The organism is Pseudarthrobacter oxydans (genome assembly GCF_034258515.1).
In the GTDB taxonomy this organism is placed as follows: Bacteria; Actinomycetota; Actinomycetes; order Actinomycetales; family Micrococcaceae; genus Arthrobacter.
The window spans coordinates 2,613,027-2,626,116 of record NZ_CP139438.1 but is presented as its reverse complement, the minus strand read 5'-3'; the positions used below and the strand labels follow the sequence as shown (position 1 = coordinate 2,626,116).

General features: G+C 66.8%; 12 protein-coding genes and 1 tRNA gene. 6 read left to right on the top strand and 7 right to left on the bottom strand.

All coding sequences use genetic code 11. From position 1 onward, the window contains the following. Complete coding sequence (gene xylA / locus SMD14_RS11805) at positions 1 to 1,188, bottom strand: xylose isomerase (RefSeq protein WP_321213763.1); 1,188 nt, start codon at positions 1,186 to 1,188, stop codon at positions 1 to 3. Positions 1,189 to 1,325: 137 nt separating this feature from the next. On the opposite strand from xylA, the gene SMD14_RS11800 reads away from it, so the two are divergent. Further along, positions 1,326 to 2,555, top strand: coding sequence for an ROK family protein (locus SMD14_RS11800; RefSeq protein WP_157241949.1), 1,230 nt, complete (start codon positions 1,326 to 1,328; stop codon positions 2,553 to 2,555). A 62-nt stretch (positions 2,556 to 2,617) separates the two neighbouring features. Here the strand turns inward: SMD14_RS11800 and SMD14_RS11795 are convergent. Next, positions 2,618 to 2,690 (bottom strand) — tRNA-Arg (locus SMD14_RS11795). Between the two features lie 214 nt (positions 2,691 to 2,904). Between SMD14_RS11795 and SMD14_RS11790 the strand changes: the two genes are divergently transcribed. The 3 genes from SMD14_RS11790 to ettA all read left to right on the top strand — a co-directional run bounded on the left by SMD14_RS11790 (position 2,905) and on the right by ettA (position 5,970). Next, the gene (locus SMD14_RS11790) at positions 2,905 to 3,465 is read left to right on the top strand and encodes a single-stranded DNA-binding protein (RefSeq protein WP_321213762.1); all 561 of its coding nucleotides are present in this window, start codon (positions 2,905 to 2,907) and stop codon (positions 3,463 to 3,465) included. 131 nt (positions 3,466 to 3,596) lie between these two features. After that, entirely contained in the window at positions 3,597 to 4,235 is a 639-nt protein-coding gene (locus tag SMD14_RS11785) for a DUF6993 domain-containing protein (protein ID WP_321213761.1), read from the top strand. A gap of 52 nt (positions 4,236 to 4,287) precedes the next feature. Beyond that, positions 4,288 to 5,970 carry an energy-dependent translational throttle protein EttA gene (ettA, locus tag SMD14_RS11780; protein ID WP_157241951.1) on the top strand — a complete coding sequence of 561 codons (1,683 nt, stop codon included), beginning with the start codon at positions 4,288 to 4,290 and terminating at the stop codon, positions 5,968 to 5,970. Positions 5,971 to 6,065: 95 nt separating this feature from the next. Here ettA and SMD14_RS11775 read toward each other — a convergent pair whose 3' ends face one another. Continuing rightward, complete coding sequence (locus SMD14_RS11775) at positions 6,066 to 7,046, bottom strand: acyl-CoA thioesterase II (RefSeq protein ID WP_157241952.1); 981 nt, start codon at positions 7,044 to 7,046, stop codon at positions 6,066 to 6,068. A 63-nt stretch (positions 7,047 to 7,109) separates the two neighbouring features. Here SMD14_RS11775 and SMD14_RS11770 point away from each other — a divergent pair, with 63 nt between their 5' ends. Beyond that, positions 7,110 to 7,769 (top strand): hypothetical protein, encoded by a 660-nt coding sequence (locus SMD14_RS11770; protein ID WP_321213760.1) that lies wholly within the window; start codon positions 7,110 to 7,112, stop codon positions 7,767 to 7,769. Between the two features lie 17 nt (positions 7,770 to 7,786). Here SMD14_RS11770 and SMD14_RS11765 read toward each other — a convergent pair whose 3' ends face one another. Both SMD14_RS11765 and SMD14_RS11760 read right to left on the bottom strand, forming a co-directional pair. Continuing rightward, the gene (locus tag SMD14_RS11765; RefSeq protein ID WP_321213759.1) at positions 7,787 to 8,230 is read right to left on the bottom strand and encodes a globin; all 444 of its coding nucleotides are present in this window, start codon (positions 8,228 to 8,230) and stop codon (positions 7,787 to 7,789) included. A gap of 2 nt (positions 8,231 to 8,232) precedes the next feature. Beyond that, positions 8,233 to 8,916, bottom strand: a complete 684-nt coding sequence (locus SMD14_RS11760; RefSeq protein WP_321213758.1) for a mechanosensitive ion channel domain-containing protein — start codon at positions 8,914 to 8,916, stop codon at positions 8,233 to 8,235. A gap of 117 nt (positions 8,917 to 9,033) precedes the next feature. Between SMD14_RS11760 and SMD14_RS11755 the strand changes: the two genes are divergently transcribed. Then, positions 9,034 to 10,017, top strand: coding sequence for an NAD-dependent epimerase/dehydratase family protein (locus SMD14_RS11755; RefSeq protein WP_321213757.1), 984 nt, complete (start codon positions 9,034 to 9,036; stop codon positions 10,015 to 10,017). Here the strand turns inward: SMD14_RS11755 and SMD14_RS11750 are convergent. Then, on the bottom strand, positions 10,014 to 10,487 hold the full coding sequence (locus tag SMD14_RS11750) for an OsmC family protein (protein ID WP_157241957.1): 474 nt from the start codon (positions 10,485 to 10,487) through the stop codon (positions 10,014 to 10,016). The genes SMD14_RS11755 and SMD14_RS11750 overlap by 4 nt on opposite strands. Beyond that, the gene (gene pepN / locus SMD14_RS11745; RefSeq protein WP_321213756.1) at positions 10,484 to 13,063 is read right to left on the bottom strand and encodes an aminopeptidase N; all 2,580 of its coding nucleotides are present in this window, start codon (positions 13,061 to 13,063) and stop codon (positions 10,484 to 10,486) included. The genes SMD14_RS11750 and pepN overlap by 4 nt, the downstream gene beginning before the upstream one ends. Between the last annotated feature and the right edge of the window lie 27 nt (positions 13,064 to 13,090).

Here is a 13,090-nt window from a genome sequence, read left to right as displayed (position 1 = left end):
TTACCGGGCGCCCAGGAGGTGTTCGATGGCGAGCTGGTTGAGGCGGACGAAGGCGAAGGAGCGTTCGCCGGCCTTGTCGGCGTCGAAGTCCTCGAAGACGGTGGTGTCCGCGAGCAGGTCCGCGGCGGTTTCGCCGGCCGCGAGGGTGCTCTCGCCGAGTTCGAAGACCCCGGAGGTCTTGAGGGCTTCCTGGACTTCGGGGTCTGCGCGGAACGCAAGGGCGCGCTCCTTGAGGAGCAGGTACATGGCCATGTTGGACTTGGCCGATTCCCAGACGCCGTCGTAGCCGTCGGTGCGGGAGGGCTTGTAGTCGAAGTGGCGCGGGCCTTCGTAGCGGGGCCCGCCGCCCGGGAAGCCGTTTTCGAGCAGGTCTACGGTGAAGAACGCGCTGGTGAGGTCGCCGTGGCCGAAGACGAGGTCCTGGTCGTACTTGATGCCGCGCTGGCCGTTGAGGTCGATGTGGAAGAGCTTGCCGGCCCACAGGGCCTGGGCGATGCCGTGGGTGAAGTTGAGCCCTGCCATCTGCTCGTGCCCGGTTTCCGGGTTGAGGCCCACGATGTCGCCGTGCTCGAGTTGGGCGATGAACGCCAGGCCGTGGCCGACGGTGGGCAGGAAGATGTCGCCGCGGGGTTCGTTGGGCTTGGGCTCCAGTGCGATGCGCAGGTTGTAGCCCTTGTCCTTGATGTAGGCGGCGGCGGTGTCCACGCCTTCCTTCATCCGGTCCAGGGCCGCGGAGAGGTCCTTCGAGCCGTCGTATTCGCTGCCTTCGCGCCCGCCCCACATTACGAACGTTTCGGCGCCGAACTCCGCGGCGGAGTCGATGTTGCGCAGCACCTTGGACAGGGCGAAGCGGCGGATGGAGCGGTCGTTGGAGGTGAAGCCGCCGTCCTTGAACACCGGGTGGCTGAACAGGTTGGTGGTCACCATCGGGACCTTCAGGCCGGTCTCGGCCAGGGCTGCCTTGAAGTTCTTGAGGATCAGGTCACGTTCCGAGGCGCTGGCGTCGAAGGGGACCAGGTCGTTGTCGTGGAAGGTGATGCCGTAGGCGCCCAGTTCGGCCAGCCGGTGGACCGCCTCCACGGGATCCAGGGCGGCGCGGGTGGCCACACCGAACGGATCGGCGCCCGTCCAGCCCACGGTCCAGAGGCCGAAGGTGAACTTGTCAGCGGGGGTGGGGGAGAGAGTCATGATGCGTCCTTGCACTCGTTGTCGCCGGTTGCGGCACTATTAGTTTAGTGCTTGAACTATATAAGCGAGTCTACGCTAGGGTCAATAGCGAAGGGCCTGTGAGGGACGGCCCCGCTTCCAGCCCGAGGAGAACGGCCATGGCCAGTACCGCACCTGCCACTGCACTGTCCGACGCCGCCAGCCCGGGGAACATGGCGGACGTTCGGCGCAACAACCTCGCCCTGGTCCTTGCCAGGGTGGCGCAGGCACCGGCCGGCACCCATCCGACCCGCGCACAGGTGGCCGCGGCCACAGGGCTGACCAAAGCCTCTGTTTCGAGCATCGTCCTGGACCTTTTGGGCGCCGGCCTCCTGCGCGAGGTCGGCCTGAGCCGGCAGGGGGAGCGGGGCCGGCCGGGGGTCGGGCTGGAACTGAATCCGGCGCGGGGTGTCATGGGTATGGAAATCAACGTCGATTACATTGCGGCTGGAGTGACTGACCTTTCCGGAACCCTGGTGGTGCAGGAAATCCGGGAACGGGACAACCGCGACAGCGACAGCGCCCCCGTGCTGTCCGCACTCGCCGCGCTCGCCGCCGACGTGCGGAAGGCGGCCGCGTCTTCGGGTGTTGAGGTCCTGGGCGGAGGGCTCGCCGTACCCGGCCTCGTTGACGCCGGCAGTTCAACCGTGACCGCCGCCCCGAACCTGGGCTGGCTGGGGACGAAGCTGGACATGGGGCGGCTGCTTCCCGACGTGCCGTTGGGGGTCTCCCTCTTCAACGAGGCCAATGCTGCCGCGCTCGCGGAACTGGCCCACGGCTCCCACGGAAGGCGGGACTTCCTGTTCGTCTCCGGCGAGGTGGGCGTCGGCGGCGGCCTGGTGATCAATTCGGAGCTTTTCACCGGCCCTGAAGGCAACGCCGGGGAGGTCGGCCACATCGTTGTGCAGCCGGAGGGGGGCCGCTGCTCCTGCGGCGGGACGGGGTGCCTGGAGACGATAGCCGGGCAGGATGCAATTTTTTCTGCTGCCGGTATCGCCGCGAAGGGGTGGCCAAGGTCTGAGAGCATGGCCCGTCTGCTGGGCGCCCTCGGCGCTGAGGACCCCGCTGCCCTGCTCGCCGTCCAACGGGCCGGGACTGCGCTGGGCGTGGCGGTGGCGTCGACGTCCCGCGTGGTGGACATCAGGGCTGTGGTGCTTGGCGGACACTTTGCCGTCCTGGACCAGTGGCTCCGCGGGCCGCTTTTGGACAGCCTTGCCAAGTACGCGCCGGGTGCGCTGTCCCCGGCGCACGTCACCATCTCCGCGGTAGGGGATGCGGGGGCCCTGCTGGGCGCTGCCGGCAGCGTGGTTCGCTCTCTGGTGGAAGCGCCGCACCGGCTGCAATCCTGAACCCTGCCGGCACGTGTGGCCCCAAACGCCCCGGTCCGTGAACCGGGGCGTTTGCCCATGGGTGCCCCAGGAGGGAATCGAACCCCCGACCGGCGGATTAGAAGGCCGCTGCTCTATCCCCTGAGCTACTGAGGCAATGGATTCCGGAGCTGAAGTCCGGCGCCTCAAAAAGTTTACATTGCCCGAAGTCCCGGCGTCGTCAGTGACCTGCGGCGGCTCACTAATCCTCCACAGGCAGCCGCAGCCGCAGGTTATGCACATAGGCGAACCCCTGCCTCCCCGGTGGCCAGCGCCGGCGCCATGCTGGTCTTGCCTGCTAGGGCACCACCATTGACGACAGGACGTGAAGATGAGCGACACAATAACCATTCGGGGCTTCGTTGCCACCGAGATCAAGAGCGCCACAACTCCAGGGGGAGTTGCCACAGCCTCCTTCCGTATCGGTTCCACCTCGCGCCGGTTCGACAAGGAATCCGGCACCTGGACGGATGGCCACACGAACTGGTTCCTGGTCCAGGGCTATCGCCACCTCGCGGGAAGCATGGGCTGCAGCATCAGGAAAGGCCAGCCGGTCATCGTGGTTGGCAAGCTGAAGATCCGCAGTTGGGAAAGGGACGGCAGGGTCTTCTACTCACACACCATTGACGCCGACGCCGTGGGTCACGACCTGACGTGGGGTACGGCCAACTTCATCCGGTCCTCCACAAAACCGCTCCTCTCGCTCGTGGAGCCGGCGCCGCCCCTCGACGCCGAGCACCGGGCCGGCGCTGAGGGAACGTTCGACGAACCGGAGGACGGCGACGACGATCCCGACGGCGGCGATCCTGCCGCAGCGTACATCGAGGACAGCAACGGCAGCCTCGTGTCACTGGACCTGGAGACGGGGGAACTCGCCGAATCCGGAGTCTAGGTTTTCCATATCAGCGTCCCCTATCAACGGTTCCCCCGGTTCCTTGGCGGGCAGTGCCGCGGCACCCCCCGGCCGTGCACTGTCCGCCCAGGTTGCGGAGCCGGGACCAGGCCGCATGGCAGAATGACACCATGCGGCATACCCCTGACCACCGGCAGAACTCAACAGCCGGTGCCTCATCGGCCAGCCCCTCAGCCACCGTTCCCGGAGCCACCGTTCCCGGAGCTGCCATTCCTGGAGCTGCCGTTCCTGGAGTTGCCCCGCCCAGCGCCGCGCGCCGGTTGCTGGCGGCCGTAACCGCCACAGTGCTGGCGGCAGGTTTATCGGGCTGCGTCAGCGGAACCTTGTCGGGTGCAACATCCACTGCTGCAGCCTCCGCCGGCCCCGCAGCAACGGAAACACGGGCTGCAGCAACACAGACAAATGCCGCCGGACCGCTGGCGGACACATCCGGGACCGCATCCGCCGCGGCAGCGGCGGCTGCCACTGAAACGGCCAAGAGGACCGTGACAGAGGCGCTGGCCAGGCTGGCCGCGGGATCGCCCAAACCCGCCACCGCACAACTCACGGAAGCCCTCACGGGCGCGGGAATCGCCCCCGCGGCGTTGGAGGTTTCGCAGAGCCGCACCCCCACCGGCCTTGAAGCGGATGCCATCGAGGCGGCCGTGCTCCAGGGACAGGACTGCGTGATCGGCCAGGTCCGCGACGGCGCCGTGACAGTGACAGTGTTGCCCGTCCTGGCGAGCGGGAAGTGCTTTGTAGGCTCGTAAGCCTGTTGCGCGGAATGTGAGATATGCCTGCCCACCCACTAGATTTGGAACCATGGCGGAATTTATCTACACAATGACCAAGGCCCGCAAAGCCGTTGGCGAAAAACTCATTCTTGACGACGTAAGCATGTCCTTCTTCCCCGGCGCCAAGATCGGTGTTGTGGGCCCGAACGGTGCTGGTAAGTCCACCATCCTCAAAATCATGGCCGGACTGGACACTCCCTCCAACGGTGAGGCCCGGTTAAGCCCCGGCTACACCGTGGGCATCCTGCTCCAGGAGCCCCCGCTCAACGAGGAAAAGACCGTCCTGGGCAACGTCCAGGAGGGTGTGGGCGAGATCTACGGCAAGATCCAGCGCTTCAACGAAATCTCCGAGGAAATGGCCAGCCCCGACGCTGACTACGACACCCTCCTCGAGGAAATGGGCCACCTGCAGGAAGCCATCGATGCCGCGGACGCCTGGGACCTGGACTCGCAGCTGGAGCAGGCCATGGACGCCCTCCGCTGCCCGCCCGCGGACGCCGACGTCACCAACCTCTCCGGTGGTGAACGCCGCCGCGTAGCCCTGTGCAAACTCCTGCTGCAGAAGCCGGACCTGCTGCTCCTGGACGAGCCCACCAACCACCTGGACGCCGAAAGCGTGCTGTGGCTCGAACAGCACCTGTCCACCTACGCGGGTGCAGTCCTCGCCGTCACCCACGACCGGTACTTCCTGGACCACGTCGCGGAATGGATCGCCGAAGTGGACCGCGGCCACCTCTACCCCTACGAGGGCAACTACTCCACTTACCTGGAGAAGAAGCGTGCCCGACTGGAGATCCAGGGCAAGAAGGACGCCAAGCAGGCCAAGCGCCTCAGCGAGGAACTTGAGTGGGTCCGGTCCAACGCCAAGGGCCGCCAGACCAAGTCTAAGGCCCGTCTGGCCCGCTACGAGGAGATGGCCGCGGAGGCGGACCGCACGCGCAAGCTGGACTTCGAAGAGATCCAGATCCCGCCGGGACCCCGCTTGGGCGGCCTGGTGCTGGAAGCGAAGAACCTCCAGAAGGGCTTCGAGGACCGCACCCTCATCGACGGCCTGTCCTTCAGCCTGCCCCGCAACGGCATCGTGGGCGTCATCGGCCCCAACGGCGTCGGCAAGACCACGCTGTTCAAGACCATCGTGGGGCTGGAACCGCTCGACGGCGGTGACCTGAAGATCGGCGACTCCGTCAAGATCTCCTACGCGGACCAGAGCCGCGGCGGCATCGACCCCAACAAGACCTTGTGGGAAGTTGTCTCCGACGGCCTGGACTTCATCCAGGTGGGCCACGTCGAAATGCCGTCCCGCGCCTACGTTGCCGCCTTCGGCTTCAAGGGCCCGGACCAGCAGAAGAAGGCCGGTGTGCTCTCCGGCGGTGAGCGCAATCGCCTGAACCTGGCGCTGACCCTCAAACAGGGCGGCAACCTGCTGCTCCTCGATGAGCCCACCAACGACCTCGACGTCGAAACCCTCAGCAGCCTCGAAAACGCACTGCTCGAGTTCCCCGGCTGCGCCGTGGTGGTCTCCCACGACCGCTGGTTCCTGGACCGCGTGGCCACGCACATCCTGGCCTATGAAGGCGACGAGGAAAACCCCTCCAAGTGGTACTGGTTCGAGGGCAACTTCGAATCCTACGAGGAGAACAAGGTGGAGCGCCTCGGCCCGGACGCCGCCAAGCCGCACCGCGTCACGCACCGCCGCCTCACCCGCGACTGACACCAGGCGCAGAGCGCACAAAGACGAACAGGCCGGCACCCCCACTGGGTGCCGGCCTGTTCGTCTTCCCGCTGAAGGCGGAGTTCCGGGTGGTGCTAGTCCCGCCCGGCCTTGCGGATCTGGTGCTCCATCAGCTTCGACTGGAAAGCGCCCACCACTTTGTTCTTCAGGTCGGTAGGCACGCGGATCATTCCCTCCTGCGCGACGGAGGCAACGTGCTGCCCCGCCTGGTTGAAGATCTTGCCGGTCGCGAGTCCACGGGCACCTTGGGCGCTGGGTGACTCCTGGACATACAGGAGCCATTCGTCCACGCGGGCAGGCCGGTGCCACCACATGGCATGGTCCAGGCTTGCCACGTTCATCCCTGGCGTGATCCAGCTCAGCCCGTGGCGCCGCAGGATGGACTCAAGGAGGGTGTAGTCGCTGGCGTACGCCAGGGCTGCCCGGTGCAGGTTGGGGTTGTCCGGCATCGGCCCGAAGGTCTTCATCCACACCGCATTCCGCGCTTCCCTCTTGCCCTTAGCCGACACGTACAAGGGGGGATCGACGTGCCGGATATCGAACGGCCGCTCGTAGGCCCAGTGCCGTGCCACCGGATGGTCGAACTTGCCGAGCAGGTCGGCGGTGCTTGGCAGTGACTCCGGGTCCGGGATGCCGCCGGGCATCGTGGACTCGTGCTCCACGCCTTCGTCCTCGCCCTGGAAGGACGCGATCATCGACAGGATGGGCACACCCTCCTGGTACGCATGGACCCGCCGGGCGGAAAAGGACCGGCCGTCCCGCAGGCGCTGGACGCCGAAGGTGATGGGCTTGTTCGCGTCCCCCGGGCGCAGGAAGTAGCCATGCATGGAATGGACAAAACGTTCCGGGTCCACCGTCCTGATGGACGCGATGAGCGACTGTGCCAGCACCTGGCCGCCGAACACGCGGTGGTGGGGCTGCTGCTGGGACGGACCCAGGAAGATGTCCTCGTCCGTCCGGGCACCCTCCAGCTCACCAAGGTCAAGGAGGGAGATGAGCGATGAGGTGGGGTCCCCGCTGGGGAGCGCCAGGATTTCGGCGTCGGCTTCAGTCATGGTTTGACTCTAGACGGCCCCCCGGCACCGCTCAACAAAGGTCCAGCGGGTAGTGTTCTTGGTGTGTCTGATCTACTCACCTCGTCCTTCCGCTTCGCCGATCCCCAGGATCTCGCTGACCTGAAGACTTTCGCTACGCGGGCCAAATCAATTGACGACGGCGCCATCAGGCTTCAGGCTGCAGGTTCCGTCCTCGCCGCGTACGTCTGCGTGCTGCGGCCGAGGCTGCTGGGTGAATCGACTCCCACCATTCTGGGGCTGCGGACCATGGCCCTCGCGGAACCTTCGGCGACGGATGTGACAGTGTCCTTGTCCGCCGTCCTGGACCGCCTGGCGCGGGCGGGGGCGGACGACGTCGAGCTGCCGGTTCCGCCGTCCACCGTCACCGAGTCCTGGACCGGGGTGGGCGCCCCGCGGAGCGGGTGGGAGCTGATGGGTTCACGCAGCGATGCCGCGCTGCGGAAAGCCGCAGAGGCAGGAATCGCGGAAGTGGCGGGAATCGTCCCTGACAAGCCGGGGGCGCTGATCGTCAACAACGCCCGTGCCGCCGTCTGGGGCAGGGAACTGGACGACTCCGGCCTGCCGGCCGGAGCCGCTTTCGCCGCCCTGGCCCTGGGGTTCCTGGCCGACGGCGACCAGAAGCTCTACCGGGCAGGGCGCTGGTTCCGGCTTACAGGCACCCGCGGCCACGTGCTCGCGCGGACCGGAAGCGCGCTGCTCTAACGGCGGTTAGGGCAACATCAGCCGGGGCTGTTCACCATGGACAGCGCGGCACGCTCCATGTAGTCCCACAGCGTTCCCTCGTAGAGCGGGGGCAGTTCCAGGGCATCCACAGCGGCACGCATGTGGAAGAGCCAGCGGTCCTTGGCCTCGGGCGTCACCTTGAACGGCACGTGCCGCATGCGGAGCCGGGGATGGCCGCGCTCCTCGCCGTAGGTGGTGGGCCCGCCCCAGTACTGTTCCAGGAACATCAGGAACCTGCGCTTCGCCGGCGCCAGGTCCTCTTCCGGATACATGGGGCGGAGGAGCGGATCGGTTGCTACTCCGTCGTAGAAGACGTCGATCAGCTTCACGAAGGTTTCATGCCCGCCCACGGCATCGTAGAAGTTGTCGGTGTAGCCGGGCTTGCTGAACGGATCGTTCTGCATCAGCTGCGGCCGCTGGGGATCGCTCGGGATTGTCATTCCTAGTCTCCGGCCTTCTGGTCAGTCTTCTTGGGTTCGGCATGATCCGTGCCCTGGTCCGTGGTGCCGTCCTCCGACTCGTGCAGCGGCACGTAGTTGCCTTGCGAACGGTTGCCGACGCGCAGGATCTCGCCGTTGCGCAGGTACCAGATAGCGCCGTCGTCCGAGCGGACGCGCGTGATGCGCAGGCCCATGGACTCCACCACGCCAACAACCTCGCTGGTTTCGATTACGTCGCCGATGCCGTACTGGTCTTCAATGGTAATAAAGATCCCGGCCAGGAAGTCGCGGATCAGCTGCTGGGCACCGAAGCCGATGGCCACACCCAGGATGCCGACGCTCGTCAGGAGCGGTGCGATGTTGATGTCCAGGTTCTGCAGGACGTACATGCCCGTGATGATCACCACGAGCACGCCAACCACGCTGTTCAGCAGCGAGCCGATGGTTTCCGCGCGCTGGACGCGCCGCTCGTGGTCCAGGGCCCTAAACGCCGGGGCGGCCCATTTGAAGGTGGGTTTCTTGAAGAAGGTGCTGCCTGCCGCCACGCGCCTGGTGATCCGGGAAATCACGAACGTGGCCACCAGCCAGATGGCGACGCCGACGCCGAGGCTGATCACGATGCCCGTGACGCTGATGCCGTCCGGCTGGCTGGCGGTGGACGGAAGGATCGACAACGTGCTGACCATAAGGGGGAAGTACTCCTGCTGTTCTTCGGCTGCGCCGGGAAGGGATGCCGCAGCGCCGGTTACGCCCGGCGCGGAAGGCTCTGTTCTTCTTTAACACTATCGCCGTAGCGTCTGAACATGCGCATTCTTGTCCTCGGCGGAACAGCCTTCCTGTCCGCAGAAATTGCCCGCCAGGCGGTGGCGGCGGGACACGACGTCACCTGCCTTGCCCGAGGTTCCGCGGCGGCCCCGCCAGCGGGAACCACGTGGCTGAGGGAGGACCGTTCACTGGGCGCGGACGCCTACGCGGGCGCCGAGGGGGAGTGGGACGAGGTGGTGGACGTGGCCCGGGATCCCGTCCCCGCCGCCGAAGCCCTGGACGCCCTCGCACACCGGGCAGCGCACTGGACGTTCGTCTCCAGTTGCTCCGTCTACGCCGACGCCTCTCATGCAAACGAAACTGAGGATGCAGCGCTCCTGCAGCCCCTGGCGCCGGGAACTCCCTCCACTCCGGAGAACTACGGCGAGTCGAAGGCGGCCATCGAGGCCGCCACCCTCAAAGCGGCAGGCGGAAAAGCCCACCTCTGCCGTGCCGGCCTGATCGGCGGCCCGGGGGACAGCTCGGACCGCTACGGCTACTGGCCGGCCCGCTTCGCCAGGAACAACAAGCCGGTGGTGGTTCCCGCCGTCGACCATCCGACCCAGGTCATCGACGTCCGCGACCTTGCTGCCTGGATCCTCCGGGCGGCCGGGAAGGGCGTGGCCGGAGCCTTGAACGCCCTGGGCGGGCAGGTGGCCTTCGGAACGTATCTTGCCGCCGCCAGGGAAACCGCCGGCCACGACGGCGAGGTTCTTCCGGCGGAAGAAGAATGGCTTGCGAACCAGGGCGTCAACTACTGGGCAGGCCCGGACTCGCTGCCGCTTTGGCTCCCGCCCGGGCATGAGGGCTTCATGGCGCGGAGCAACCGGGCAGCCGTCGCTGCCGGGCTGCAGCTGCGGCCGTGGCGGGAGACGCTGCAGGACACCTTGCGGGACGAGCGGGCGCGAGGGCTGGACAGGCCCCGGAAGGCCGGGCTGTCCCCCGGAACCGAGGCGCGCCTCGCCGCCAGCCTGCCGTCCTAAGCCGCCACTGTCACCGGTTCATGCTCCACCGGGAAGTTCACGCTGCGGGCGATGAAGCATAGCTGGTTCGCCTCGTGGTGAAGCTGGCCGGCCAGCTCCACCTGCGCCGCATCGGCCACGGTCACGTGCGGCCGGAGCGTCACGCGTTCAAACTGGCCGCTGCCGTCCCGGTTCAGGGTCATCAGCCCGAAGGCCTCGTCCCGGTAGTCCGTGACCACCACGCCGTGCTTTACCGCCACGTGCAGGAAAGAGAGCATATGGCACTGGGCAAGTGCCGCCAGGAGCAGCTGCTCCGGGTTGTACCGCTCCCGGTCTCCGTGGAAGGTGGGGTCCGCGGAGCCCTTGAGGACAGGGAGCCCCGGAATAAGGATGTCGTGGTCGCGTGAGTAGCCGCGGTAGGACGCCGTCCCGCTGCCCGAGTTGCCCGTCCACCGGACCGTCAGCTCATAGCGGTGCTCGTGCAGGCTCATGATGCAGGCACAGCCTCGCCGGGAAGGACATCCGCAGCGCGCGCCCGCAGTGCCCGGGCAACGCCGTCGCGGTTTTCCAGCATCATGCGTCGCAGCGCGGCGCTTGCGGGCGGAAGCGCCGCCAGGAAGCCGTCAGTCCGGTCCACGGTTGCCTGGCTGGTCAGCAGCGCAGGGTAGAGTCCGACGACGATCTGCTGGGCCAGTGCGTGGGTGCGGGTTTCGACGATCCGCGGCACTGCCTCGAAGTACTTTTCGGCGTAGGGCTCCAGCAGGGACCGATCCAGCACGCGCATGAAGCCGGTGACCGCGGAGCCCTGCAGTGCATTGGAGAGCTCGCCCTTGACCACAATGGAATCCCAGGCGGCTGCCTTCGCCTCCGCCGTGGGGATGGCGGCCTTGGCAAGGGCAGCGGCATTCTGGCCGCTGGAGGTATTGTCCCGCGCAAGTTCCGCGTCGATGCCGTCCTGGCCGAGGCGTCCGCCCACCACAAGTGACGCGACCAGCTCCCAGCGCAGGTCCTGGTCAACACCCAGCCCGTCCAGGACCAGGGAGCCGTCCAGGAGGCCCGCCACCTTGTCCAGCTGGGGGGCGCTGCCGGCCAGCAGCGCAAACGACTTCACGAACTGCAGCTGCGCGTCCGAGCCGCCCGGCACCTGGGACGCCAGGTCCCACAGCCGGTCCGCCGCAGCCACCGCGGTCGCCTCGCGGTGTTCCTCGGCCACGTAGAAGTTCAGGGTGGTGGCAAGCTGGCGGAGCTGGACCAGGATCACCGAGGAATCGGATTCGGCGGCCACGTTGGCCAGGATCAGCTCCACGTACCGCCGTGCCGGGCTTTCGCCGTCCCGGGCAGCGTCCCAGGCGGAGTTCCACACGAGCGTCCGCGGCAGGCTGTGGCTGAAGTCCTTCAGGTGGGCGGTCGCCGTCGCAAGCGATTTTTCGTCCAGCCGCACCTTGGCGTAGGCGAGGTCGTCGTCATTGACCAGGACCAGGTCCGGCCGGACCAGCCCCACCAGCGCCGGAACTTCGGTCCGGCCGCCGTCGACGTCCAGTTCCTCGCGGTGCACCCGCTCCAGCTTGCCGGCGTCGTTAAGGTTGTAGAAGCCCACGGCGAGCCGGTGCGGGCGGATGGTGGGCCAATCGTCCACGGCGGACTGCACGATGGCGAAGGACGTGAGCCGGCCGTCGCCGTCAACCTCGAGCTCCGGCTTCAGGGTGTTGACGCCGGCGGTTTCCAGCCACTGCCGCCCCCAGTCATCCAGGTCGCGGCCGCTGGCCTTCTCCAGTTCCACCAGCAGGTCGCCCAGCTCGGTGTTCTGCCAGGAATGCTTGGCGAAGTACTCGCGCACGCCGGCCATGAACTGGTCCGGGCCCACCCACGCCACCAGCTGGCGGAGCACCGAAGCGCCCTTGGCGTAGGTGATGCCGTCGAAGTTAACCTCCACGTCCTGAAGGTCGTTGATCTCGGCGAAGATGGGGTGCGTCGTGGGCAGCTGGTCCTGGCGGTAGGCCCAGGACTTCTCAACGGACGCGAACGTGGTCCAGGCGCTGGTGAACTTCGTCGCCTCGACGGCTGCCAGATGGGACATGTACTCGGCGAAGGACTCGTTGAGCCACAGGTCGTTCCACCAGCGCATTGTCACCAGGTCGCCGAACCACATATGCGCGAGTTCGTGGAGGACGGTGATGGCCCGGCGTTCCACCTGCGCGTCGGTGACTTTGCCCCGGAAGACGTAGCCCTCCAGGATGGTCACCGCGCCGGCGTTTTCCATGGCGCCGGCGTTGAACTCGGGCACAAAGAGCTGGTCGTACTTCTCGAACGGGTAGGGGCAGCCGAACTGCGCCTCGAAGAACTCAAAGCCCTGCCGGGTGAGTTCGAAGATGTTGTCCGCGTCCAGGTACTGCATCAGGGACTTCCGGGCGAAGACGCCGAGCGGGATGACGCGGCCGTCCGAGCTGGCCACCTCGCTGCGCACCGACTGGTAGGGGCCGGCAACCAGCGCAGTGACGTAGGAGGAGAGCCGGGGAGTGGGGGAGAAGGCCCACACGGAGCGGGCACCGCCGTCGTCCGCGGCGGTGGTTTCCACGGGCGCCGGTGTGGGCGAGTTCGAGATGACGTCCCAGTGGGAGGGGGCCGTGACGGTGAACGTGAAGGTTGCCTTCAGGTCCGGCTGCTCGAAGACGGCGAACATCCTGCGCGAATCAGGAACCTCGAACTGCGTGTAGAGGTAGACCTCGTTGTCCACCGGGTCCACGAAGCGGTGGAGTCCCTCGCCGGTGTTCATATACGGGGCATCGGCCACCACCGTGAGTTCGTTGTGTTCCTTGAGATCCGGGAGCTGGATCCTGACGCCGTCCGCCACTGTGGCCGGATCAAGGCTCTTGCCGTTCAGGGTGACGCTGTGCACCGCGCGTGTGACTGCGTCTATGAATGTTGAGGACCCTGGCGTCGCGCTGAACTTCACCGTGGTGGTGCTGCCAAAGACCTCTCCGCCCCGGGTCAGGTCCAGGCTGACGTCATAGGATTCGACGGCGATCAGTTCGGCACGTTCGCTGGCTTCAGCTCGCGTCAGATTCATACCTGGCAAAGTGGGCCCTCCAGAAAG